This is a genomic window from Heyndrickxia faecalis, assembly GCF_040267745.1.
Lineage (GTDB): Bacteria > Bacillota > Bacilli > Bacillales > Bacillaceae_C > Weizmannia > Weizmannia faecalis.
Genome location: NZ_CP158453.1, coordinates 1,558,300 through 1,581,402, shown reverse-complemented (window position 1 = coordinate 1,581,402; position 23,103 = coordinate 1,558,300). Strand labels below are relative to the sequence as shown.

Sequence of the window (23,103 nt, the reverse complement as noted above, 5' to 3'; positions counted from 1 at the left end):
GAGTTCCCCGTGCCGTTCTTAAAGTGCGTTTTATTTTGTCAAAAGCCTTGCCAGCCCAAACGCAGCGGCAGCGGCCAAACCGCCAATCACAACCGTTTCAAGCCCGCTCTTCCACACATTGGAACCGGTAAACCGCCCTTTCACTGCCCCGAAAATAAACAGAACAACGAGCGTCACCAGAACGGAAACAAGCAAGGCCTGTGATGCCCGGGTGACAAAAAAGTAAGGGGAAAGCGGGATCAGCCCGCCCACAATATAAGACAAGGCAATCGTTAACGCACTTTTTAAGCTCCGCCCTTTTTCTGGCTTCTCAAGCCCCAGCTCGAATTTCATCATAAAATCCACCCATTTATCAGGGTTTTCCGCCATTTTATCGACGATTGCCTCGATTTGTTCCGGTTTCAGCTCATATGCCTTAAATACATCCCGGACTTCGTCTTTTTCCCGTTCCGGTACCTCTTCTACTTCCCGGTATTCCCTTTTTAATTCACTATAATAATGCTCGGCATCCGATTTTGCTGCCAGATATCCGCCAAGCCCCATGGCAATGGAACCAGCCGCAATTTCCGCCGCGCCGGCTGCGAGAACGAGCACCGGCGAATCCACTGCACCGGATAATCCTGCTGCGAGTGCAAACGGCACAGTCAGCCCGTCTGACATGCCAATCACAATATCACGGACGGTGTCAGATGCCTGGAAATGTTCCTCAACATGTTCATATTCCGGCATTCCTTCTCTTCCTTTCTGTCTTTATAGGTCTTATTGTAGCATTTCAAGCCGGAAATGGGCGAAAATGAACATAAAGTTTACTTTCTTGTAAAAGTTTCTTTGCAAACTTTTGAGATACGCATATAATGAACTTAACAACTGACGTCCGTCCAAAAGCCTGTTTCCCGGCTTTTGGACAGCATGTGTAAAAGGAGCCAATAAAATGTCACACGGCCATGGACACCAACACCATCACCATGAACCGGCACAATACGGAAAAGCTTTCGCCGCCGGCATCGGGCTGAATATTCTTTTTGTTGCGGTTGAAGCCATTTACGGTTTCTTTTCCGATTCCCTTTCGCTGTTGGCGGATGCAGGCCATAATCTGAGCGATGTGCTCGGGCTCATCATTGCTTGGGCCGCTGTCTGGCTTGGCAAAAAATTGCCGACAAAAAAGCGCACATACGGCTATAAAAAATCATCCGTGATGGCTGCGCTTTTAAATGCGATTATTTTGCTGATTGCGATCGGCGCGATTTTTCTCGGGGCAATCCAGCGTTTTGCCCATCCGGAACCTGTCGCAGGCAAAACGGTCATGATCGTTGCCGTGATCGGGATCGTTATTAATACCATTACCGCTTTACTGTTTATGTCAGGAAGAAAAACGGACCTCAACATCCGCGGCGCTTTTCTGCATATGGCTGCCGATGCGCTTGTCTCTCTCGGCGTTGTCATCGCAGGTGCGATTATCCTGTTTACAGGCTGGGAGTGGGTCGACCCGGTTACAAGCATCATTATTGCGATTGTGATTTTTGCGGGGACATGGGGCCTGTTGCGGGAAGCAGCCGACCTTTCGCTTGATGCGGTGCCTGCAGGCGTTGATGCTGATGCGATTAAAACCTATTTAGAACAAATTCCGACCGTGCTCAACGTCCATGATTTGCATATCTGGGGAATGAGCACGACAGAAACGATATTGACGGTCCATATTGTCCGTTCGCAAATTGAAGACAACGACCTGCTGCTTGAAAAACTGGAAAAAGAACTGCATGACAAATTCGGGATCGAACACGCTACCATCCAAATTGAAAAAGGGACATATGTTTGCGGCCTGGCGCCGGACAACAAAGTTTAAACCGGAAAACAAAACTTACGGCAATTCAATAAGCATGCCCGGCACATGAAGCCGGATCCAGCATGCAAAACCCCGATGGAAGCAAGCGGTTTACCTCATAAATACGCCTTTTGCCCGGATTTTCCTTTTGTACCGGCAAAAGAAAAAAGGCTGCCACTGCGCAGTCTTTTTTTTGTCCCTTTAAAAGCACAAAACTTTTCGACAGATTTCTACATTCTCCGTTGCTGTGGATATTCTTATACACATTTTGCACAAAGTAACACCAGGCCTTCTCACGTTTATAAACAATTTACCCACAAGATATAAACATTTTACTGTGGATAAAAGAACGCTTGTTCCGCAAGGCTAAATTTGGTAAAGTAAGAATACAAATACTCTCTCTTTATGATACGCAGGATGCTTAAAAAAAAGAACAACATTTTCAGAGGTGGTACAGATGTATAAGTTATCTGATGAACTATTGATCGAGTCCTATTATAAAGCAAAAGAGCTGAAATTAAGTGCCGAGTTTGTGAAGCTGATTGAAAAAGAGATTGAACGCCGGTCCCTGACCCATAAAATCAAAGCAACGTCCTAGCCACTTTTGCTTGATATGTGGCTTTTTTTGTGTGATCAATCCTTTTTTTCTTGAATATATATATAAATAAATGGCAGTTGGGAGGTTTGCGGGGGTGGACTTTGATCATTGGTATGATGCTATCTTGAATTTTATAAAATCGCAAGCCGCCAATGGATTGACAGTGGCAAACGGATGCTGCGGTGCTGCAGCGCTTTTTTATTGCGGCAATCATCAGCCGGCGGTTTCCGCAGCCTTGATCTTTGCCGCTGTATTGTTCGACCGCTATGACGGGAAACTGGCCAGGAAGTTAAAAATGGAATCCGCGCTTGGCAAGCAGCTTGATTCCCTTTGCGATTTGCTTTCGTTTGGCGCCGCGCCTGCCATGCTGATCCATACAGCGCTGTTTTGCCTGTACGGGGTTCCGGGTATGTTGGCCGCCATTTTTTATATGCTTTGCGGGATGATCCGGCTCGCCCGGTTTAATATCAGCAAGCAAGAGGGATTTTTTTACGGGCTTCCGATCCCCGTGGCAGGCTTATGTGTAACGGCCGGTTTTTTTGCCGTTCCTTATGTCACCCACTTCTGGTTGTTTGTGTGGATGGTGCTGTTGTCGGTCCTGATGGTGGCGCCGTTTAAGTTAAAAAAAATATGAAAAAGGCGCACTGCAAATTTTGCAATGTGCCTTTTTCATTATTCGCCGTTTTGTTCCTTTCTTTTTTCTTTCTCAAGCCGGTAAAATTCGTGGAACATTTTCATGAGCGCCCGCTTTTCAATACGGGATACGTAGCTTCTTGAAATGCCGAGCTCCTTCGCAATTTCGCGCTGTGTTTTTTCCTTTTTTAAATTCAGGCCGAATCTGCCGATGATCACCTGTTTTTCGCGTTCATCCAATATGTCAAAGAATTGTTTCACTTTTTCCAGCTCCATATTCAGCTGGATCGTGTCAAATACGTCTTCCGCTTCAGACTGGAGAACATCAATTAACGAAATTTCATTTCCTTCCTTATCTTGGCCGATCGGGTCATGCAGCGAAACATCTTTTTTTGTTTTCTTTAAAGCTCTTAAATGCATGAGGATTTCGTTTTCTATACACCTTGCTGCATAAGTGGCAAGTTTTGTCCCCTTCCCTTCCGAATAGCTCTCAATTGCTTTGATGAGGCCAATTGTTCCGATCGAGATAAGGTCTTCTGTATCTTCACCGGTATTTTCAAATTTTTTGACGATGTGCGCTACAAGCCGCAGGTTATGTTCGATTAAAATATTCCGGGCATCCGCGTCGCCTTCCGCCATCCGCTTCAAATATTTCCGTTCTTCGCTTGCCGAAAGAGGTTGTGGAAAAGCATTGTTTTTCACATAGGAAACCAAAAAAACAAGCTCTTTCATCATATAGCTTACCGCTGTTAAGATCCCCGACATCCTTCCACCTCCATTAGGCTTGAGCCTATATAGTTCAAACATATGAACAAGGAGGCGGAATTGTGTCTGTCCCGAAGAAAAGACGGCTGGTAAATATTGCACGACACTTAAAAAACAAAAAAAGTTGTCTCAAAATCGCAAAACGGCTGATGGGAGCTTTTATTTTTGCAAGGGATGATAAAGTTGGCTGTTTGATCGCGGCATTCAGCCACTATTCTCGGGAAGCGTTTCGTAAAATACGCGGCCTTCCGCCCAAGGAGTGACATACATGTAAAAACCGCATTACAGCGCGCTGTAATGCGGTTGGGTTGAACAGATTCCTTAATTGTGTACAGCTTCATCCGTTTTAGTTTCCCGGATGATGTAATCAAAAGCACCGAGCGCAGCTGTCGCGCCGGCCCCCATCGAAATAATGATTTGCTTATAAGCGCTATCGGTGCAGTCTCCTGCGGCAAACACGCCCGGAACACTGGTCGCGCCGCGCTTATCCACCACAATTTCACCCCGCGGTGTGCGTTCCACTGTATCACCAAGCCATTCGGTATTCGGGACAAGGCCGATTTGGACAAACACACCCTCGAGTTCAATATGGTGTTCTTCCCCGGTTGCACGGTCAATATATGTGATGCCGTTCACTTTATCCGTGCCGGTAATCTCTTTTGTTTGCGCATTTTTTACAACCGTCACATTTGGAAGGCTGTAAACGCGCTCAAGCAGCACACGGTCCGCCTTTAATTCAGGCATAAATTCAATGACGGTTACATGTTTGACTACACCGGCAAGGTCAATGGCCGCTTCAATGCCGGAATTGCCCCCGCCGATTACGGCGACATGTTTACCGGCAAACAACGGCCCGTCACAGTGCGGGCAATAGGCCACACCTTTGTTTTTGAATTCTGCTTCGCCCGGCACGTTGATGTTGCGCCAGCGTGCACCGGTGGAAATGATCACGGTTTTGCTCTTTAATACAGCCCCGTTTTCCAATTCCACCTCAACGAGATCTTTCTTTTCGACCCTTTTTGCACGTTGCAGATTCATAATATCAACATTATACTGTTTGACATGTTCTTCAAGGTTTGCAGCAAGTTGCGGGCCTTCCGTATACTTCGTGCCGATTAAGTTTTCAATGCCGACTGTATCGAGAACCTGCCCGCCAAAACGTTCAGCGACAATCCCTGTCCGGATGCCTTTGCGCGCCGCATAAATGGCTGCACTTGCGCCGGACGGGCCCCCGCCGATAACGAGCACATCAAACGGGTCTTTCTTTTCAAACTCGGACGGATCCGCTGTGCTGCCGAGTTTGGCAAGAATTTCTTCCACTTCCATCCGTCCGCTTTCAAAGAATTCGCCGTTCAGGTAAATGGAAGGGACGGCCATAATGCCTTTTCCTTCCGCTTCCTCTCTAAACGCAGCCCCGTCAATCATCGTATGCGTAATATTTGGATTGAGCACACTCATGATGTTTAAAGCTTGTACAGCAACAGGGCAGTTCTGGCAAGTCAGGCTGACATAGGTTTCAAAATGGTATTCACCTTTTATGCTTTGAATCTGGTCAATGACCTTCTGATCCACTTTAGGAGGGCGGCCGCTGACCTGCAGCAGGGCCAGAACGAGCGATGTAAACTCATGCCCGAGCGGCACGCCTGCGAATACAATCCCGGTATCTTCTCCCGGCCGGTTTACACTGAAACTCGGGGTTCTGTCGAGTTTTGTGTTTTCCACTTTTATCCGGGGCGACATGGCGGCCAATTGGTCAACCAGTTCGAGCATGTTCCGTGATGTTTCATCGGATCCCGCGCTCACTTTCAGCAGAACGTCGCCCTCCATCATTTGCAGATACTGGGCCAGTTGCGCTTTAATCTCTTCATCCAGTATCATATCGGTTCAGCTCCTCAGATTTTGCCTACAAGATCAAGGCTTGGTTTCAGTGTTTCACCCGTTTCTTTCCATTTTGCCGGGCATACTTCGCCTGGATGCTGGCGTACATATTGTGCGGCTTTGACTTTGTCGATCCATATGCTTGCGTCACGGCCGATGCCGTCAGCGTTGATTTCAACCCCTTGGATGACGCCGTCCGGATCGATCAGGAAAGTGCCCCTGTCAGCAACGCCTTCTTCTTCACGCAATACATCAAACATACGGGTGAGTTTTTGTGTCGGGTCGCCGATCATGGTGTATTCGATTTTGCTGATCGCTTCAGAATGATCATGCCATGCTTTGTGAACAAAATGAGAGTCTGTTGAAACCGAATAGACTTCCACGCCGAGTTCTTTTAAAGCGGCATAATGTTCCTGAAGATCTTCCAGTTCAGTAGGGCAGACAAATGTAAAATCAGCAGGATAGAAGCAGACAATGCTCCATTTTCCTTTGAAATTTTCATCCGTCACTTCGACAAATTCACCGTTGCGGTATGCTTGTGCTTTGAATGGTTCAATTTTTTTGCCAATAAGGGACATCGTGCAATTCCTCCTTAAAATCATTTGTGGTAAATGATCATCGTTCACTGATCAGGCCAGCAAACAATAATCATTTTAATTCAATACCAATTATTATATGGAATTAATTTCGTGTCAAGCAATTACACCCGGTTTTCTATTTTATCGTTTCCTGATTTTAAATGATATAGTCATAAAACCATGATATTTATGTTTTTTATGCTGTTTCCGCCTCTTTTTTTCACCTCTGTAATTGAAAATCAGGGCAGATAATTGAAATTTTTTACGCCCAAAGACCGCCGCTCTCCCATTTCAGTATTGAGAATGCTTTTCAATAGATAGATGTCAAAAAAGCCGGTGGCCGGAGCCATCAGCTTTTTCTTTTCCGCCTGTGGAAAACAGCGGTAAAAATCAAAATATGCAAAAACATAGCGCCATCCCCTGAACCGGTTTTGCTAGGTAGAATCTGTCTCCATAAAGATAAAGTCCAAACGTTTCTGATAACGGGCCATCGTCAACCGCTCCTTTCTTAAGATGTTTTTTTAGCTTAAAAATGCCTTGCTTGGAATGCCTCACGCTTCGCATTCATTTCATCGTACAGCCTGAAAACTTCTTCATCACGCTGCCTTTGTTCTGCCGTCTTTTTCAGCCGTTTAATCGTGACGGTAATAAAGATTAAATTGAGTGTCATATTTTTCCACCTCCTTAAGGGCGCAAAAAAACCGCAGGACAGGCATGATCCCGCGGCTTTCCGGAAAAAAACCGCACGGATCAGGCAAATGCATCCTGCGGCTTGTGCGTCAAGTTAAAAAATCAGCGCAAATTCAAACCGATACGGAGCGGATGCAGAACATGTTCAGTTACAACTGCAGAAAATAGGATTGTGTATGCCATGTTCTTCAACCTCCTTTGAATTTGCTTACATAGGAAAGTATATCCAATTCCGGCGGATTTGTAAACCGCAAATTGGCAAAAAAATAAAAAAAGGCCGAAAACCTTGTATGCCGGACAACCGTGTGCTTCGTTACTGCACCGCCCGGGTTACAAAGGCCCCTGCCTTTTCGATTATGATTTGCGATTATTTCGCTGTAAAAGCTGTGCGCCTTCTTCGCTTTTTAAAAGCCGTTTATGGTAAGCACGTGAAATCGAGAAAAACAAAACAGATACGGCAACAAACCCGCTTGAAGCAACGAGTAAAATTTTTGTCCCCAGTTCGGATTTCCCTTCGATCGGCATCACCGCACCCAAATATAAAAAGCCCGTCACAGCAAGCAGCACGATGCCGTACATTTTAAAATCCACCATTTTCACGTACATCGATTTCGCTTTCTTCAACCGCCTCACCCTTTCTATCAATCTGCTAAACCTACTCTATCACAGATAAAACATAAAAAAGACAAGTAATTACAGGAAAGGAAGGAAAAAAATGGATCTACAGATTTTCAACAATACCTGTAACAAGATGGGCAGAGTTCACGGCCGCCGTTTCAAGATATTCATCAAAAGAGATCCCGGACTCCTGCCCTGCAATATCGGAAAGGGAGCGGATGATCACAAACGGGATGCCAAATTGCCATGCCACTTGTGCGACGGCAACGGCTTCCATTTCCACCGCCTGCACTTCCGGAAACCGCTCCTTTACAGCCGCCGTTTTCGCAGGATCATCCATAAACGAGTCCCCGGTAGCAATCAGTCCTTTCACAACCTGAATGCCAGGCAGTTTCCCTGCGCAGCTTTCCGCAATCCGGACAAGTTTCTCATCCGCCAAAAAAGCGGGCGGCATTTGCGGCACTTGCCCGTATTCATAGCCGAATACTGTCGCGTCCACATCATGGTGGCGCACTTCCGTTGAAATGACGACATTGCCGACGTGAAGGGCGGGGTTTGCGCCGCCTGCTGAACCGGTATTGATTAAGCAATCCGGCGCGTATGTTTGCAGCAAAAGGCCGGTAGAAAGCGCAGCATTCACTTTCCCGATGCCGGATCGGAGCAAGATGACATCTTTCCCTCTCATTTTTCCCGCCGTATATTCATAACCGGCAATCGTTTTAACTTGCGGGTGCTCGATCTGCCCGCGCAAAATCGACACCTCTTCTTCCATTGCGCCGATGATTCCGATTTTCATATGACTCCCTCTTTCGTCCAAAAGTTCCAATCCCCATTATATAGCAAAAAAGCAGAAGTGGATACGGCTTGCCAAAAAAACAACGTCTGATACGATGAACATGGAGGTGTACGAAAATGGCATTTGAGCTTGACAGGATAGAGGATAAGATTGAATTTTTCGAAGCGGACCGGCTTGAGGCGCTCGAGAAAAAAATCAATGATCAAATCGAAGCCAATAAAACCTTGCTGCTCCGGGTGGCGTCCGTTTCCCACCAAATGCAGTTTGACGCGGACGGCAGACCCCATTATTCCGCGGTCGTCCATTTTACGGCACAAAAATAAGCGGCACAGACGGCCGCTTATTTTTTATCGTTCTCGATCAATTCATACATCTTTGTGGGTTTCCACCCTTTTCCGTCCACCCATGTCAAATAAACACGGTAGGTCGTATCGGCATTTTTCGCGGAAACCGTCCCGATCGCCTCATCGGTCGTTGCCCCGTGTTCCAAAAACCAGACCGTCATATTGTCTTCCGGTATGCCTGTTGCATACGACAATGCCTTCAGCTTTTCCTTCCAGTCAAGGGAAGTGGACGAGGCGGAATAGACATGTCCGCCTGTTTGTTCGGTTCCGACCGGTTTCCAGCTGGAATCGGTAATGACTTCTTTCACATTCGGTTCATTGCTTTTTTCCACTTTACGGGTTGATTTTTTGCTGTCTTTGTCCGCCGTTTTTTTGGATGTATGAGATGATGTCGTTTCATGGCCGGATGAAGCAGTCTTTGTTACGGCCGCTTTCTTTTCTTTCGGTGCCGGTTTTGAGTTGTCGTTCCCGGCGAAAAAAATGGAGTAAGCCACAATACAAATAAGCGCGATGACAATCACAATCAGTGTATTTAAAATGATGTTTGTTTTCCGCCGTTTTGACTGCTGCATGGCCTGTTTCCGTTCTTCACGGCTGTAAAATTCAGGCAAGGTCATCCCTCCACTTCATGGCCTTATCATACCACGGTTTTACCGAATCGAAAAGGCGCACAAAGAAAATTCGGCGGGCATGGCCCACCGCAATCCGGATGTGATAAGCGTTTGCAGCAGGCCGTATCCTTTACAACTTGCACCTTGGAACACCTGCGCACCCGCTCCGGATTATTGAATCGAGATGATTTTGACTCTCATATCCCCGCCCGGCGTCTGAACCGTGACTTCCTCTCCGACGCTTTTCCCGAGCAGGCTTTTTGCAATCGGGGAATCGTTTGAAATTTTTCCTTCAAACGGATCGGCTTCAGCGCTTCCGACAATCGTGTACGTTTCTTCTTCCCCGTCCGGTAGTTCCACAAAAGTAACGGATTTTCCGAGCGATACCGTATCTGTCCCGTCATCTTCAATGATTTTCGCGTTGCGGATCATGTTTTCAATCGTCGTAATGCGGCCTTCCACAAAAGCTTGTTCTTCTTTCGCGGAGTCGTACTCGGAATTTTCGGAAAGGTCCCCGAAACTTCTGGCAATTTTTATCCGTTCGACGACTTCTTTCCGTTTGACCGTTTTTAAATATTCCAGTTCCTGTTCCAATTTTTCTTTCCCGTCCTGGGTCATCGGGTAAACTTTTTCCTGAGCCAAATCCCTTCACTCCTATATCTCTTAGTTATCAAATGTGTATGCGTTTCAACATACAAGATGACGCTTTCTGCAAGCGGCTGTGTTTTTTCCACCATGTTGTTTAGCGCGCCGAAAAGATTCCGGCGCGCTCACCATGTATTCTAAATAATCGTATTACAAAAAAGACTTTTGTTCAAGGATGGATTGCAATTTTGTCACGACCAAATCAATCGCCACCCGGTTTTGCCCGCCTTCCGGGATAATGACGTCCGCATATCTTTTTGTCGGCTCGATGAACTGGTTGTGCATCGGCCTGACCACCGTAATATACTGCTCGATGACCGACTGGAGCGTCCTGCCGCGCTCTTCGATGTCCCGTTCAAGCCGCCGGATGATCCGCAAATCGGCATCGGTATCGACATACAGCTTAATATCCATTAAGTTGCGCAATCTCTCATCTTCCAATACTAAAATGCCTTCCAAAATAATGACATCTTTCGGTTCCACATGGATGGTGCGGCTAGCGCGCGTATGTTTGGAAAAATCGTAAACCGGTTTTTCAATTGCCTCATAAGAAAGCAGTTTATGCAAATGCTCAATTAACAGGTCATTATCAAATGCAAACGGGTGGTCATAATTGGTTTTCAGCCTTTCTTCAAACGGGAGATGGCTTTGATCTTTGTAGTAAAAGTCCTGTTCAAGTACCAGAATGGAGTGTCCCTTCAAGCTTTCGTAAATCGCCCGGGTAACGCTTGTCTTCCCGGACCCGGAGCCCCCGGCCACGCCAATCACAGCCGGCTTTCGTTCCATTTTCTTCACCTCTTCATACTGACTGCCAATCCATCTCCGACTGGGAAAATCGCGGTGATAAATTGCTCATGTTGCATTAACCATTCGTTGTAGCTTCTGATTTTCCGCACCAGATTGCTGACTTGTTTCTTTGCGATGAAGTCTTGTACCACAAGGCCTTTAAATAGCACGTTATCCGTGTATACACATCCCTTTTCCCGCAGCAACGGCGTAAACGAATCAAAAAATTTCCGGTACTGCCCCTTTGCCGCATCAATAAAGATCGCATCGTACGGGCCAAGTTCCCGGGCCTTTTGGATGACGTCAGAAGAAAGTGCATCCCCTTTCAGCAGGCGGATCCGCCGGGATAAAGGAGTGCGGGCAAAATACGCATTTGCCTGGGCAACCCTTTCTTCTTCGCGTTCAATGGTGACGATTTTTACATCTGGAAGCGCATCTGCCATTTTCAGGGCCGAATACCCGATCGCCGTCCCGATTTCAAGCACGCTTTCCGGCTTTTGAATCCTTAACAACTGGCAGAGTGTTTCCACTCCGATCGGATCCATAATCGGAATATGCTCTGATTTTGCAAATGACGCCATTTCTTCAAAAAGCGGATCTTTCTTTTGCATCAACTGTTCTATATACGCTTCGACAGGGCCGTTCATCGCTGGGCCCTCCGGCATAAACACATTTCCATAACTTCTCCCTGCTTCTCAAAAAAATTCCGCTTATTATCGTAGCACATTTCAAACGGGAAAGCGAATGTTTACCGTTTCGCCTTCGCAATGTACTTTTCCTTTAAAGCATTATGTTCCTTCAATGTCTTGGCAAAATAGACTTTTCCTGTATCCACATTTGCAAGAAAATAGAGATAATCGGTTTTTTCGGGCTTGAGCGCAGCCTTGATCGATTGTTCTCCGGGACTTGCAATCGGGCCCGGCGGCAGGCCTTTATGTTTGTACGTGTTATAAGGGGAATTCACCCGCAAATCTTTATACGTCACTTTTTCTTTATGCCGGTTTAAAGCATACAGTACGGTCGGGTCCGTCTGCAGCGGCATATTCTTCTTTAATCTGTTGTAAAAGACGCTTGAAATTTTTGCCCTGTCCGCTTTTTCAGTTGCTTCTTCCTCGATAAGTGAAGCCATCGTAAGCAGTTTGTGCGGCGTTAAACGGGCCTGTGTGCTTTTCCCAGCGTAAGCGGAAAAAACCGCATTTGTTTTAGCCACCATCGTTTCCAGTACGGCATCAAGCGGCACATGCTGATCATAAAACGAATAGGTCGCCGGAAAAAAGTAGCCCTCGAGCGGATGCCGGATCTGCTGATTGAAAACTTCTTTTGTCACAAGGCGCGGATATTTTTTCATCAAATGTTGTACAAAAGCAGGGTCATCTGCCCGCTTGAGCACCTCTTCTTTCCGGAAGGAGCTGTGTTTTTGGATGATCTCCGCAATTTCCTCAAGGCCGGCCCCTTCCGGCACGGTAAAGCGGATCATGGCAATGCCGCCTTTTTGCATGCTGCTGACGATCTCGCTCGTATCCATGGACGGCGACATTTGATAGGTGCCGGCCTTTAAACCCGACTGGTGGTGGGATTTCGCATAAATTGCAAAAGCCCAGGCATTTTTGATAATCCCGTTTTTTTGCAAAATATGCCCGATCTCTTTTACCCCGGAGCCGGGCGGAATCGTGACGAGTTTTGTCTTATGGCTTCCAGGCTCCACCGGTTTCAGCGCCGACACGTAAAAAAGGGCAGCCCCTCCAAAAACAACAACAGCCAGCATGATGATGCATGCGGCTATCCATAATTTCGGTTTCTGCTTCATTTTTTGAAGCAACAGTTGAAACGGATTTTTCTTTCCGGCCAAAACAGAATCTTCCTCTCAATAAGAAAAATCTTAAAACAAGTACAGAAAGCCATTTTCGACTTTTTTCCTGTCCATTATACTACAAATTTCGCCAAGTTTTATTTCATTTTCTTTTCAAAAGGGAAAGTCTTCCATTCCGGCAGATGGAAAAAGCACACGGTTTGTCCCGTGTGCATGTTCAAGATGCGTTTATGCTTCTTCTTCATCGAGAAACGTATTCAGCATTTCCTCGATCATTTCCCACTCTTCATCTGTTTCAATCGGCTGGAGATCCCCTTCTGTGCCGTCTTCATTTTCCACATAGGCGGAAGCATGGATTTCGATGCTTTCATCCTCGTCTTCTTCCGCGCCAATCGGATAATACAGGACGTACGATTTTCCGAAATCTTCGGATTCAAACGTAAAAAGCACTTCATACAATTGTTCGTTTCCGTCTTCGTCCACTACGGTAATATGCTGGTGGTCTTCGTGGTCATGTTCATGGTTATGTGTCATTTCTTCACCCCGTTAAGTTTGACTGTCAAGGAATCCTTGCAAAATTACACTTGCCGCCATTTTATCAATTACTTTTTTCCTTTTTTTACGGCTGACATCGGCTTCCAGTAATATTCTTTCCGCTTGTGCCGTGCTTAAACGTTCGTCCCATAAAATAACGGGCAGATTGAGCCGTTTTTTTAATTCTTCGGCATAAACCTTTGAGGCCTCTGCCCGTGGGCCGATCGTGTTGTTCATATTTTTCGGGAATCCGACGACAATTTTTTCGACGCCGTGGATTTGCGCGAGTTCAGCGACCCTGTCGAAACCGAATTTGCCCTTTGCTTCATTGATGGCAATCGTTTCGATGCCTTGGGCAGTCCAGCCCAGGGCATCGCTGACCGCCACACCGACGGTTTTCGAACCGACATCAAGGCCCATAATTTTCAATTTGATCCCCCGCGATGTTGTTTCAAATACGATTTGACCAGTTCTTCGATAATTTCATCCCGTTCCAGTTTGCGAATCATATTCCGGGCATCCTGATGGCGCGGGATATAAGCCGGATCGCCCGAGAGGAGGTATCCGACAATCTGGTTAATCGGGTTATAGCCCTTTTCCTCGAGCGCGCTGTATACATGGAGCAAAACTTCCTTGACCTCGTGTTCCGTCGGTTCTTCCGGAAAATTAAACCTCATCGTTTCATCGAATGAGCTCATTATCGCAGCACCTCTCTACTAAAGCTTGGTTTTTTAGATGTTCCGGTTTACACAAATTTTGAAGGTGCATTTTCCGCTTTCTGCCTGAAAACGATCCGTGTAAACAACCAGCTTTGTTTCATTGTACACTACTTTTTGCTTGAATCAAACGGATTTTACCCATTCTTCTACAATTTGTAATGCGGCATCAATTTGTTCAGGCTGTTTGCCACCGGCCTGCGCCATGTCCGGACGGCCGCCGCCACCGCCGCCGCAGCGCGATGCCACTTCTTTTACAAGCTTCCCGGCATGGTACCCTTTTTCGACAAGGTCTTTGGTGACGCCGGCAATGAAGCTGGCTTTTCCTTCTGTCGCCGCAGCGAGGACAATAATGCCGCTTCCGAGTTTTTGTTTTAAATCGTCCGCCATATTGCGCAGTTGGTTCATGTCGCCGGCTTCGACTTTCGCCGCGAGCACATTTATGCCGTCTACTACTTTTACGCGGTCCACAAGCGATCCGGCTTCGATATTGGCGAGTTTTGCGGCCAGGGATGCATTTTCACGCTGCGCTTCTTTCAATTCCTGCTGGAGGGCGTCGATCCGATCCGGCAATTCTGTTGGTTTTGCTTTTAATTTGGCGCTTGCCTCTTTTAAAAGGTGGAGCTGTTCCTGCATCAATCCGTAAGCATATTTTCCCGTTACCGCTTCAATCCGCCTTGTCCCTGCACCGATTCCGGATTCGGAAACAATTTTGAACAGGCCGATCTGGGCTGTGTTCGAAACATGGCAGCCGCCGCACAGTTCCAGGCTGTAGTCGCCCATTTGAACGACGCGGACGATCTCCCCGTATTTTTCGCCAAACAACGCCATCGCGCCCATCGCTTTCGCTTCGTCCAGTTTTTTCAAATCCGTTGTAACCGGCAGGCTTGCCCAAATTTTTTCATTGACGATCGTTTCAATTTTTTCGAGTTCTTCTTCTGTCACCTGCCCGAAATGCGAGAAGTCAAAACGGAGGCGTCCAGGTTCGACAAGCGATCCCGCCTGGTTGACATGAACGCCGAGCACATCCTTCAATGCCTGGTGTAACAGATGGGTAGCAGAGTGGTTCTTTTCCGTGTCACGGCGTTTTGCTCCGTCCACCTGTGCAAATACTTCCTGGCCGGTTTTGATGGTGCCTGATACGACAACGCCCTGATGCAAATTTTGGCCGTTCGGCGCTTTCTGCACATTTGTGACCTCCACTTTCAGCCCTTCTGCTGTCAAGGTGCCATGATCGGCAATCTGGCCGCCGCTTTCCGCGTAAAAAGGGGTTTGATCTAAAATGAACTGGATTTCCTCTCCGCTGGCAGCCGACTCCGTGATGTCACCGTCTTTTAAAAGGACAGCGACATGGGACGTCCCCTCAAGGTGGTCATAACCGATAAATTCGCTTTTCACTGTAATATTGCCGAGCACGCCGCCCTGGACGGACATCGATTCTGCCTGCTGGCGGGCGTTGCGCGCGCGTTCACGCTGCCGCTCCATTTCTTTTTCAAAGCCTTCATGGTCGGCACGGAGCCCCTGGTCGTGCGCATACTCTTCTGTCAGTTCAACAGGGAAGCCGTACGTATCGTAAAGCATGAAAATATCTTCACCCGGCAGCTGTTCCAGGCCGTTTTTCTTTGCCGCCCTGATCCGTTCTTCCAAAATCGAAAGCCCTTCGTTCAGCGTTTCCTGGAAACGTTCTTCTTCGGAACGAACCACTTTTTGCACAAAATCAGCATTTTTTTCCACTTCCGGATAATAGGAATTCATAATCCGGCCGACCGTTGGCACAAGCTTGTACATAAAAGCGCCGTGAATATCGAGCTGAATGGCATAGCGGACCGCCCGGCGCAAAAGCCTGCGTAAAACATAGCCGCGGCCTTCGTTTGACGGCAGTGCCCCGTCCGCAACCGCAAAGGCAACGGTGCGGATATGGTCGGCAATCACTTTAAATGCCGTATCTGCCTCTTTGTTTCCGGCACGGTATTTTTTACCGGAGATTTTTTCAACCTCTTCAATAATCGGCATGAACAAGTCGCTGTCATAGTTGGTATCGACCCCTTGTAGCACGCATGCCATCCGTTCGAGGCCCATTCCGGTATCAATGTTTTTCTTCGGCAGCTCTGGATACTCGCTGCGCGGAACCCCTGGTATCGCATTAAACTGGGATAACACGATATTCCAGATTTCAATATAGCGGTCGTTTTCCATATCTTCCTGAAGGAGCCGGATTCCTAACCGTTCCGGGTCGTATTTTTCCCCGCGGTCGAAGAAAATTTCCGTATCCGGCCCGGATGGCCCTTCGCCGATTTCCCAGAAATTGCCCTCGAGCGGGATAATATGATCCGGGGACACCCCGATTTTTTTCCAGCATGCAATCGAATCCAGGTCATCGGGATAAACGGTGACATACAGTTTTTCTTTTGGCATGCCGAACCATTTGTCGGAAGTCAGCAGCTCCCATGCCCAGGCAATCGCTTCTTCACGGAAATAATCCCCAATCGAAAAGTTGCCGAGCATTTCAAAAAATGTATGGTGGCGCGCTGTTTTTCCGACATTTTCAATATCGTTTGTCCGGATTGCTTTTTGCGCGTTGACAATGCGCGGGTTTTCCGGAATGACCGTGCCGTCAAAATATTTTTTTAAAGTGGCCACACCGCTGTTAATCCAAAGTAGCGACGGGTCATTGACCGGGATCAGTGAAGCGCTCGGCTCGACTTTATGCCCTTTTTCCTTAAAAAAGTCCAAAAACATGCTGCGGATTTCCGCACTTGATCTTTTCTTCATGAGAAAACCTCCTCTGTTTATTTATGAAAACCGGAACCCCCCGGACGCAAAAAAGCCCCCATCCCGGACAGGGACGAGAGGCTTGCTCGCGGTACCACCCTGATTAAAGGCAAAAAACGCCCTTCTCTTTGGGTGCCTGTAACGGGGCAAAACGGCAGGGTTTGGCTGCACTCCGGATTAGCGTTCTGTTATCCTTCATTTTGGAATTTCTTTCAGCCGCGGAAATTCCTCTCTGGGCCGTACATCACGGTTTAAAATGGGCGATAACATACTCGATCTTTCTTCGTTTTTTGATATGCAGTTCTATCAATAGGAACGGCCTGTGCTGCGCAATTCCCAAGCCCGGACAAAAATCCCTGTCCGGAAGCCTATTTTGCCCACAGGACACGTATGTTCATGGGTAAATTATAAAAAAGTTTACTCCGGTTTGTCAACTTGATTCGTGCGGCCTGAAAAGCGCAAAGTTTTGCGAGCATGGATGATGGCCACTTTCAGCACGGCAAGCGCCGGCACAGCGAGAATCAGTCCTGCGATCCCCGCGATTTCCTCTCCCGCGATCAAGGCGATGATGATAAACAGCGGGTGAAGATGCAAAGATTTCCCGACAATAAAAGGGGAAAGGATATTGCTTTCAATAAATTGCAGGACGAACACAATGATGACCACATAAAGGACAAATTTTAATGAAATGGTCGCCGCAATAACCGAAACGGGAATGGCGCCCAAAACAGGGCCGAAATACGGAATGACATTGGTGACCCCGATGATGATACCGAGTAAAATCGGGTATTTCATGCCAAGGATGGCAAATGCGACAAAAGAAAGAAAGCCGATCAACAGGCAATCCAAAAGCTGGCCGCGGAGATAGCCGCCAATCGACCGGTCGACATCGCGAATAAAGGCTGCAGCGGACGGCCGCCATTTTTCCGGCGTCAATGCCAGTGCCGCTTTTTTGACATGTTCAAAATCTTTCAGAAGGTAAAATGAAATAAACGGAATGACGGCAAGCGCAATGGCGTAATTGACAAGTTGCATCAGCATATTGATTGAATTTGAAACATTTGCAGAGAGCCATAATTCAAAGCGTTCAATGCGCTCGTCAATCTGGTCCTGAAGCCCGTCCGGCCAGTGCTTCATCGATGTTTGCAAGTAAACAACGCCGTCCCTGTACTGGTCTGCAAACTGCGGCAGATGTTCCGACAGATCGTTCATTTGGGCGATCACAAGCGGCAGCCCTCTGTAAACGCCGTAAGCGGTGCCGCCAAAAAACAAAATATAGATAATCAGGATGGCAAGCCCTCTCGGCAGCCCGTTTTTATAAAGAAATTCAACAAGTGGGTGGAGGATGTAAGCGATAAAACCGCCGATTAAAAGCGGCAGGCATACCGCCAGTACGACGCGCAATACGGGCGCCCAAAAAGGCTTGAGTAAAAGCAGCACATATAAAATAATCAGAATAAATAACAACCAAAACAATTTATACAGCCATGTACCGCGAAACCGTTGCATAAAAAAACCTCCCTCCTTCAAGTGTTTGCGAAAGAGGGAAGTTTATGAGGATTTTTATCACCGGTCCAATGCAGCAACCTTTGGGACAACTGAAATACGGAGGACGCAAAACCTTATAAACGAGAACACCGGGCTTCGTGAAAAGGGATGCAGCGGGACAGGGATATCCGCCCATTTGGCAAGATGCATCCGTGCGTTTCCTTTCGTCCGTTGGCGTCCGGCCAGGGAAACGAGACCGGGGTTTTTATCGGATAGGCGGTTTTAACGGAATGCCTTGCGCACCCGCTTTGCCATTTTCCGCATCTGCCGCCTGTCCGCGAAGCCATTCTTCGCCATCTGGGCAGCGGCCATTCCCGCACCAAAACCGACTGCAGCCATCATCATTTTGTTCATTTCCCCATTCCCTCCATTCAGCTGAGTTTGCGTGCTTCTTCCTCAAACAAATCATCCAAAGAGCTCAATGTGCCGTCTTCTTCCACCTGATGCGTATGGATTGTATTTTTTGCAACCGATAGTTCAATAAAACAGTTCCAGCAGTAATACTGGTTCACGCCGATTTTTCCGATGTCCTTGCTTCGGCAATTCGGGCATTGCATGGTAAGCACCTCGCTTTCAAGGTCCATTTTTGCTTACCAATATGCCCAATTTTTCCAAAAAGCATACGTCAAACCGGCATATATAGTTTGCCGGAGCGGACTGACAGCATGCAAGGAAACGGTTCCCAGCGTATGATCGTCCATTCCGGAAAAAATATAGGAAACCAACAGCAGGAAGTGACATGTATGCAAAACATTAAACCGCTTTTGATTAAAATCGCCGGGCATTTTATTTTTTTGTATTTGGTGCTCGGCTTCATTTACGGCATGTCTTTTTTCGGTGTGCTGTTTACAGCGCTCTTGCTTAGCGTGATTTCTTATTTTTTGGCTGATCTTGGCCTTCTTCCGCGCACAGCGGACTGGTTTGTACTGATCTTAGACTTTGGGCTTGCATTTTCTGTCATCTGGGGGATGACTCGGTTTTTCGCCCACAACCATTTGCCGGGGCTTCAGGTTTCGATCGGTGCTGCCGTCGTCATCAGCGTATTCGAACATTTTTATCACCAATATTTAACCGACTATGTGCTCCAAAAAGGGGTTCCGCGGCGGAGCAAAGCACAAACCCTCCGGTACGGCACGGAAACCGCAGAGGAAATCCGTCCGGAAACGGGAAAGAAACAGCAATAAGGGCTTGCCGGGATGTTTAAACCGGGGTTTCGCAAGCCCTAATTTTTTTGTTTTTCTTCAAAAGGAACCGGCGTCATACAGCGAAAAGCGACCGGTGATGACAGTACGATCGATGTGTTGATGTTTCCATAAGGGGTGAGCCGGTCAATCAGCTTGCTCAGATGGTCCATAGAGGTAACGGCAGCTTTCAGCAAATAGCTGACAGCGCCTGTCAAGCGATGGCATTCAACAATTTCGGGAACCTGCACAATCCATTTCTCAAATTCTGTATAAGTGGACATCTTGATCTCACTTACCTGCATGTAAGCAACCACTTCCCTGCCCACAGCTTTCGGGGATACCCTTGCGCTGAATCCTTCGATAATCCCCTTCTCCTGCAGCCGTTTCAACCGTTCCTAAATGCTCGGGCGGCTGAGGGACAATTTCTTCGATAAATCACTTAAAGTCATGCGCCCATCCTTTTGCAGCATTTCAAGAAGACGAATGTCCAACTGATCCATGAAAAAGCCCCCTTTGCAAAATGCAGTTTGCAATACGAAAACTTATTCAAAATAGAAAGGTTTACACCCGAAATTGATACAGTTTATTATTTCGTTTCTTTTTGCAATCATTTATGATGGATTCCGACACAAAATCTTATAAATTTTTAGATTTAACATGATGTTACCGCTTTTATTCTAGCGCATCGTTTCTGGTGCAATAAAGTATTCAATTGCAATGATTTTTAGGCGGCGGTCCGGTGAAATATAAACGCTGTCAAAATAAGTGCAGAAAACCTTTTCTTTTACACTTTTATCACTATATCCACAGTACAAATAGAGGTAATCTGAAATGAATGTGATCAAACCGTATATGCAAACAACGGAAACATTGCTCGATAAAATGCAGGAACATGAACAAATTGTTTTTTGTAATGATCCTGCAACAGGTTTGAAAGCCATTATCGCAATCCATAATACGACACTCGGGCCGGCATTGGGGGGCTGCCGCATGCAGCCGTACCGGACGCTGGATGAAGCGTTGGAAGATGTGTTGCAGTTATCGAAAGGGATGACCTATAAATGTGCAGCGGCGGATGTCGATTTTGGCGGAGGAAAAGCAGTGTTGATCGGCAACCCGTCAAAGGATAAAACCCCCGCCATGTTCAGAGCTTTTGGTCAGTTTGTTGACTCCTTATGATTGCCTGTGTCATCGTTTTAGCCCTATTAACGGCCATATCCATCTTTAAGTTTAAAAACGCCGGGGATAAAAGTGTCCAAATCAGCCAGGTCCAACCTGCCAGAAAACTTGATCCTTGAGCCAAACCAAAAAGCAGCGGGGCCTGCCGCTGCTTTTTGGTTGCTTAATCCGGTTGGGACGCAGTCTGTCCTTCTTCTGCGTACGTGTACGGGGTAATGCCCGCCATGCCAATCATCGGGTCGACCCGGTCCCAATTTTCTTCTGTTAAGGACAGGGCTGTCTCCGTCCCTGCCTCTTTTTGTGCCGTTTTTAATGCTTCAGCCAGTTTTTCACACAGTGTCGTCTTCCGCTTTTGGTCATCTTCCCTTTCCACACCCATCCGGAAAGCCGGTTCTTCGCCAAGCAGAATTAAAATTTTTTTGCTCCTTGTAATCGCCGTATACAGCAAGTTTCGGCGCAGCATCCGGTAATAGCTGCGGACAACCGGCAAAATTACGACCGGAAACTCGCTTCCTTGCGATTTATGGATCGAACAGCAATACGCAAGCGTAATCTGATTGAAATCTGGCTTCGTATACGTCACTTCAATCCCATCAAAAGAAACGATGAGCATATCTTGTTTTTCCGTATTTTCTTTTGCGGTAAAAAGCGAGACAATCTCGCCGATATCGCCGTTATACACCCCGTGTTCCGGCTGGTTGACAAGCTGCAGTACCTTATCGCCGATCCGGTAAACCGCGTCCCCGTGCTTCAGCTCTTTGCGGGCCCCGTTCTCATTCGGATTAAAAATATTTTGCAACAGGCTGTTCAGACGGTCAATGCCGGCCGGCCCCCTGTACATCGGCGCCAGCACCTGAATGTCTTTTGCCGTATAGCCTTTCCGTTTCGCGCTTTTCACCACTTTTTCCACCGCTTCCGCCACCTGCCCGGAAGAACAGCGGATAAACGAACGGTCTGCCTGCATTTGAAAAATATTTTCCGGAATACGGCCATTTTTAACATGGTGGGCCAGTTCAATAATCGAAGAACCATCTTTCTGCCTGTATATGTCTGTCAGCCTAACAACCGGAATGGCGTTCGATTTCAATAAATCTTTCAGCACCTGGCCTGGACCGACGGACGGCAGCTGGTCTTCATCCCCAACCATGATGACTTGGATTTCATCCGGCAGCGCCTTTAACAGCTGGTTCGCAAGCCATGTATCGACCATCGACATTTCATCAATGATGACAAGCTTGCCTTCTACTTGCCGTTCCTCTGAATCGTCCAGGTCCTCCATGCCGGTCATGCCGAGCAGGCGGTGGATCGTCATCGCCGGCAGACCAGTTGACTCCGCCATTCTTTTCGCGGCCCTCCCTGTCGGCGCCGCGAGAACAATCGGAAATACCTCATCTTTTTTATAGGTTTGCGGGTCAAGCGAGACGCCGTGCAATTCACCGTACAGTTCCACAATCCCTTTAATGACCGTTGTTTTCCCTGTGCCGGGCCCGCCCGTTAAAATCATCATCGGACTCATCAGCGCTTTTTGGATGGCTTCCTTTTGCGACGGGGCATACTCGACCCCGATCCGTTCCTCAAGACTGCCTAAAGCAAGCAGGAATTCAGATTCCGGGAACTGTTCCGCATACTCGGTTTGCGACATAATCCGCTCAATATTGGAAACGATTCCTTTTTCCGAAAAATAGAGGGACGGAAGATAGACTTTGTCTTCTTCCATGATGACTTTGCTCTCTTCCTGAAGTTTCACCAGCTCATTTTCAATCAAGTCCATCGGGATTTCAACATGCTGGTATTCTTCCAAAAGGGCTTTGACATCCTGTGCAAGTTCTTCTTTCAGGACGTACACATGACCGTGCTGCATGCTTTCCATTTCCAGCATGTAACAGCAGCCGGCCTGGATGCGGTGCGGATGCGTCCCGCTGATGCCGAGCTGCCGGCCGAGTTCATCGGCCCGCCCGAAACCGATGCCTTTAATATCATCAACGAGCTGGTATGGATTTTGCGCAATTTTTTCGAGCGCCTCATCCTCGTAAACCTGGTAAATGCGCATCGCAATCTGCGGCCCGAAACCGTATTGCGCAAGCCCGATCATAACACGTTCAAGCCCCTGATGTTCAACTAACGTATCACGGATCAGCTGCGCTTTTTCCGGTGCCAGTTTCGGTACTTCGTCAAGGGCGGCGGGATTTTCCAATATTTTGCTGATCGCATTTTCACCGAGCACGCCAACGATCCGCTCCGCCGTTTTTTTGCCGATGCCGTTAAATAAATCACTGGAAAGATACTCAATAACGCCCTGCTTTGTATTGGGGATGTCTTTTTGGAAGCGATTTGCCTGGAACTGGGGGCCGAATTTCGGGTGTTCCTGCATTTTTCCAAAAAAGGTGTACGTTTCCTGTTCATGGATGCGCGGAAAATAGCCGGTAATCACCGTTTCCTTATCTTCCAGCCCGGTATTGGTCTCTTCCACCCGCACACGGATGACGGAATACAAATTTTGCTCGTTATGGAAGATGGTCGCGAGATGCTTTCCTTTTATAAAATTTTCCTCGTCCTGGAATAAATCCATCGCATGCTGTTTTTCCAATTTCATCAC

At 47.4% G+C, this 23,103-nt stretch carries 27 protein-coding genes and 1 pseudogene; 6 read left to right on the top strand and 22 right to left on the bottom strand.

Annotation, left to right across the window (positions count from 1 at the left end; all coding sequences use genetic code 11):
- Nucleotides 1-30: 30 nt before the first annotated feature.
- Nucleotides 31-729, bottom strand: a complete 699-nt coding sequence (locus ABR335_RS07505) for a VIT1/CCC1 transporter family protein (RefSeq protein ID WP_014097934.1) — start codon at nucleotides 727-729, stop codon at nucleotides 31-33.
- A 202-nt stretch (nucleotides 730-931) separates the two neighbouring features.
- Here ABR335_RS07505 and ABR335_RS07500 point away from each other — a divergent pair, with 202 nt between their 5' ends.
- The 3 genes from ABR335_RS07500 (at nucleotide 932) to pssA (ending at nucleotide 3,054) form a co-directional block, all read left to right on the top strand.
- Nucleotides 932-1,843, top strand: coding sequence for a cation diffusion facilitator family transporter (locus ABR335_RS07500; RefSeq protein ID WP_014097933.1), 912 nt, complete (start codon nucleotides 932-934; stop codon nucleotides 1,841-1,843).
- Between the two features lie 436 nt (nucleotides 1,844-2,279).
- Complete coding sequence (locus ABR335_RS07495) at nucleotides 2,280-2,420, top strand: sporulation histidine kinase inhibitor Sda (protein WP_013859738.1); 141 nt, start codon at nucleotides 2,280-2,282, stop codon at nucleotides 2,418-2,420.
- A gap of 94 nt (nucleotides 2,421-2,514) precedes the next feature.
- A complete protein-coding gene (pssA, locus tag ABR335_RS07490) occupies nucleotides 2,515-3,054 on the top strand; it encodes a CDP-diacylglycerol--serine O-phosphatidyltransferase (protein ID WP_017550581.1) in 540 nt (179 codons plus the stop codon).
- Between the two features lie 38 nt (nucleotides 3,055-3,092).
- Here the strand turns inward: pssA and sigK are convergent, their stop codons facing one another.
- The 6 genes from sigK to mtnN form a co-directional block, all read right to left on the bottom strand.
- Nucleotides 3,093-3,818 carry an RNA polymerase sporulation sigma factor SigK gene (gene sigK, locus ABR335_RS07485; protein ID WP_013859739.1) on the bottom strand — a complete coding sequence of 242 codons (726 nt, stop codon included), beginning with the start codon at nucleotides 3,816-3,818 and terminating at the stop codon, nucleotides 3,093-3,095.
- 321 nt (nucleotides 3,819-4,139) lie between these two features.
- A complete protein-coding gene (gene ahpF, locus ABR335_RS07480) occupies nucleotides 4,140-5,696 on the bottom strand; it encodes an alkyl hydroperoxide reductase subunit F (protein WP_014097931.1) in 1,557 nt (518 codons plus the stop codon).
- A 14-nt stretch (nucleotides 5,697-5,710) separates the two neighbouring features.
- On the bottom strand, nucleotides 5,711-6,274 hold the full coding sequence (gene ahpC / locus ABR335_RS07475) for an alkyl hydroperoxide reductase subunit C (protein ID WP_013859741.1): 564 nt from the start codon (nucleotides 6,272-6,274) through the stop codon (nucleotides 5,711-5,713).
- A gap of 526 nt (nucleotides 6,275-6,800) precedes the next feature.
- On the bottom strand, nucleotides 6,801-6,944 hold the full coding sequence (locus ABR335_RS07470; RefSeq protein ID WP_014097929.1) for a YrzI family small protein: 144 nt from the start codon (nucleotides 6,942-6,944) through the stop codon (nucleotides 6,801-6,803).
- 374 nt (nucleotides 6,945-7,318) lie between these two features.
- On the bottom strand, nucleotides 7,319-7,597 hold the full coding sequence (locus tag ABR335_RS07465; protein WP_230951705.1) for a YrhC family protein: 279 nt from the start codon (nucleotides 7,595-7,597) through the stop codon (nucleotides 7,319-7,321).
- Nucleotides 7,598-7,685: 88 nt separating this feature from the next.
- Complete coding sequence (gene mtnN / locus ABR335_RS07460) at nucleotides 7,686-8,378, bottom strand: 5'-methylthioadenosine/S-adenosylhomocysteine nucleosidase (protein ID WP_350346691.1); 693 nt, start codon at nucleotides 8,376-8,378, stop codon at nucleotides 7,686-7,688.
- A gap of 116 nt (nucleotides 8,379-8,494) precedes the next feature.
- Here mtnN and ABR335_RS07455 point away from each other — a divergent pair, with 116 nt between their 5' ends.
- On the top strand, nucleotides 8,495-8,701 hold the full coding sequence (locus tag ABR335_RS07455; RefSeq protein ID WP_014097926.1) for a YrzA family protein: 207 nt from the start codon (nucleotides 8,495-8,497) through the stop codon (nucleotides 8,699-8,701).
- Nucleotides 8,702-8,718: 17 nt separating this feature from the next.
- Here ABR335_RS07455 and ABR335_RS07450 read toward each other — a convergent pair whose 3' ends face one another.
- From ABR335_RS07450 to ABR335_RS07395, 12 genes are all read right to left on the bottom strand, one after another.
- Complete coding sequence (locus ABR335_RS07450; RefSeq protein WP_014097925.1) at nucleotides 8,719-9,333, bottom strand: DUF1510 family protein; 615 nt, start codon at nucleotides 9,331-9,333, stop codon at nucleotides 8,719-8,721.
- A gap of 171 nt (nucleotides 9,334-9,504) precedes the next feature.
- The gene (gene greA / locus ABR335_RS07445; protein WP_013859748.1) at nucleotides 9,505-9,975 is read right to left on the bottom strand and encodes a transcription elongation factor GreA; all 471 of its coding nucleotides are present in this window, start codon (nucleotides 9,973-9,975) and stop codon (nucleotides 9,505-9,507) included.
- Between the two features lie 153 nt (nucleotides 9,976-10,128).
- A complete protein-coding gene (udk, locus tag ABR335_RS07440; RefSeq protein ID WP_013859749.1) occupies nucleotides 10,129-10,764 on the bottom strand; it encodes a uridine kinase in 636 nt (211 codons plus the stop codon).
- Nucleotides 10,765-10,769: 5 nt separating this feature from the next.
- Complete coding sequence (locus ABR335_RS07435; protein ID WP_014097924.1) at nucleotides 10,770-11,411, bottom strand: O-methyltransferase; 642 nt, start codon at nucleotides 11,409-11,411, stop codon at nucleotides 10,770-10,772.
- A 101-nt stretch (nucleotides 11,412-11,512) separates the two neighbouring features.
- Nucleotides 11,513-12,613: an endolytic transglycosylase MltG gene (gene mltG, locus ABR335_RS07430; protein WP_014097923.1), complete on the bottom strand. Its 1,101-nt coding sequence runs from the start codon at nucleotides 12,611-12,613 to the stop codon at nucleotides 11,513-11,515.
- 189 nt (nucleotides 12,614-12,802) lie between these two features.
- Entirely contained in the window at nucleotides 12,803-13,108 is a 306-nt protein-coding gene (locus ABR335_RS07425; RefSeq protein ID WP_013859752.1) for a DUF1292 domain-containing protein, read from the bottom strand.
- Between the two features lie 12 nt (nucleotides 13,109-13,120).
- Complete coding sequence (gene ruvX, locus ABR335_RS07420) at nucleotides 13,121-13,537, bottom strand: Holliday junction resolvase RuvX (RefSeq protein ID WP_014097922.1); 417 nt, start codon at nucleotides 13,535-13,537, stop codon at nucleotides 13,121-13,123.
- A complete protein-coding gene (locus ABR335_RS07415; protein ID WP_013859754.1) occupies nucleotides 13,534-13,806 on the bottom strand; it encodes an IreB family regulatory phosphoprotein in 273 nt (90 codons plus the stop codon). Before ABR335_RS07415 ends, ruvX begins: the two co-directional genes overlap by 4 nt.
- Nucleotides 13,807-13,950: 144 nt before the next feature.
- Nucleotides 13,951-16,596: an alanine--tRNA ligase gene (gene alaS / locus ABR335_RS07410; RefSeq protein WP_350346690.1), complete on the bottom strand. Its 2,646-nt coding sequence runs from the start codon at nucleotides 16,594-16,596 to the stop codon at nucleotides 13,951-13,953.
- A 417-nt stretch (nucleotides 16,597-17,013) separates the two neighbouring features.
- Entirely contained in the window at nucleotides 17,014-18,105 is a 1,092-nt protein-coding gene (locus tag ABR335_RS07405; RefSeq protein ID WP_014097920.1) for an AI-2E family transporter, read from the bottom strand.
- Between the two features lie 261 nt (nucleotides 18,106-18,366).
- Nucleotides 18,367-18,498, bottom strand: coding sequence for a DUF3918 family protein (locus ABR335_RS07400; protein ID WP_014097919.1), 132 nt, complete (start codon nucleotides 18,496-18,498; stop codon nucleotides 18,367-18,369).
- A gap of 17 nt (nucleotides 18,499-18,515) precedes the next feature.
- Nucleotides 18,516-18,728 (bottom strand): hypothetical protein, encoded by a 213-nt coding sequence (locus ABR335_RS07395; protein ID WP_035188196.1) that lies wholly within the window; start codon nucleotides 18,726-18,728, stop codon nucleotides 18,516-18,518.
- A 159-nt stretch (nucleotides 18,729-18,887) separates the two neighbouring features.
- Between ABR335_RS07395 and ABR335_RS07390 the strand changes: the two genes are divergently transcribed.
- Nucleotides 18,888-19,328, top strand: a complete 441-nt coding sequence (locus ABR335_RS07390) for a YndM family protein (RefSeq protein WP_014097917.1) — start codon at nucleotides 18,888-18,890, stop codon at nucleotides 19,326-19,328.
- 38 nt (nucleotides 19,329-19,366) lie between these two features.
- On the opposite strand, the gene ABR335_RS07385 is transcribed toward ABR335_RS07390, so the two are convergent.
- Both ABR335_RS07385 and ABR335_RS07380 read right to left on the bottom strand, forming a co-directional pair.
- Nucleotides 19,367-19,717: an Lrp/AsnC family transcriptional regulator gene (locus ABR335_RS07385; protein ID WP_014097916.1), complete on the bottom strand. Its 351-nt coding sequence runs from the start codon at nucleotides 19,715-19,717 to the stop codon at nucleotides 19,367-19,369.
- Between the two features lie 6 nt (nucleotides 19,718-19,723).
- Nucleotides 19,724-19,828 (bottom strand): AsnC family transcriptional regulator, encoded by a 105-nt coding sequence (locus tag ABR335_RS07380; protein WP_014097915.1) that lies wholly within the window; start codon nucleotides 19,826-19,828, stop codon nucleotides 19,724-19,726.
- Nucleotides 19,829-20,159: 331 nt separating this feature from the next.
- Between ABR335_RS07380 and ABR335_RS07375 the strand changes: the two are divergent.
- A pseudogene (locus tag ABR335_RS07375) lies at nucleotides 20,160-20,504 on the top strand (Glu/Leu/Phe/Val dehydrogenase dimerization domain-containing protein); the annotation flags it as partial.
- A gap of 166 nt (nucleotides 20,505-20,670) precedes the next feature.
- Here ABR335_RS07375 and recD2 read toward each other — a convergent pair.
- The gene (gene recD2, locus ABR335_RS07370; protein WP_014097912.1) at nucleotides 20,671-23,094 is read right to left on the bottom strand and encodes an SF1B family DNA helicase RecD2; all 2,424 of its coding nucleotides are present in this window, start codon (nucleotides 23,092-23,094) and stop codon (nucleotides 20,671-20,673) included.
- Between the last annotated feature and the right edge of the window lie 9 nt (nucleotides 23,095-23,103).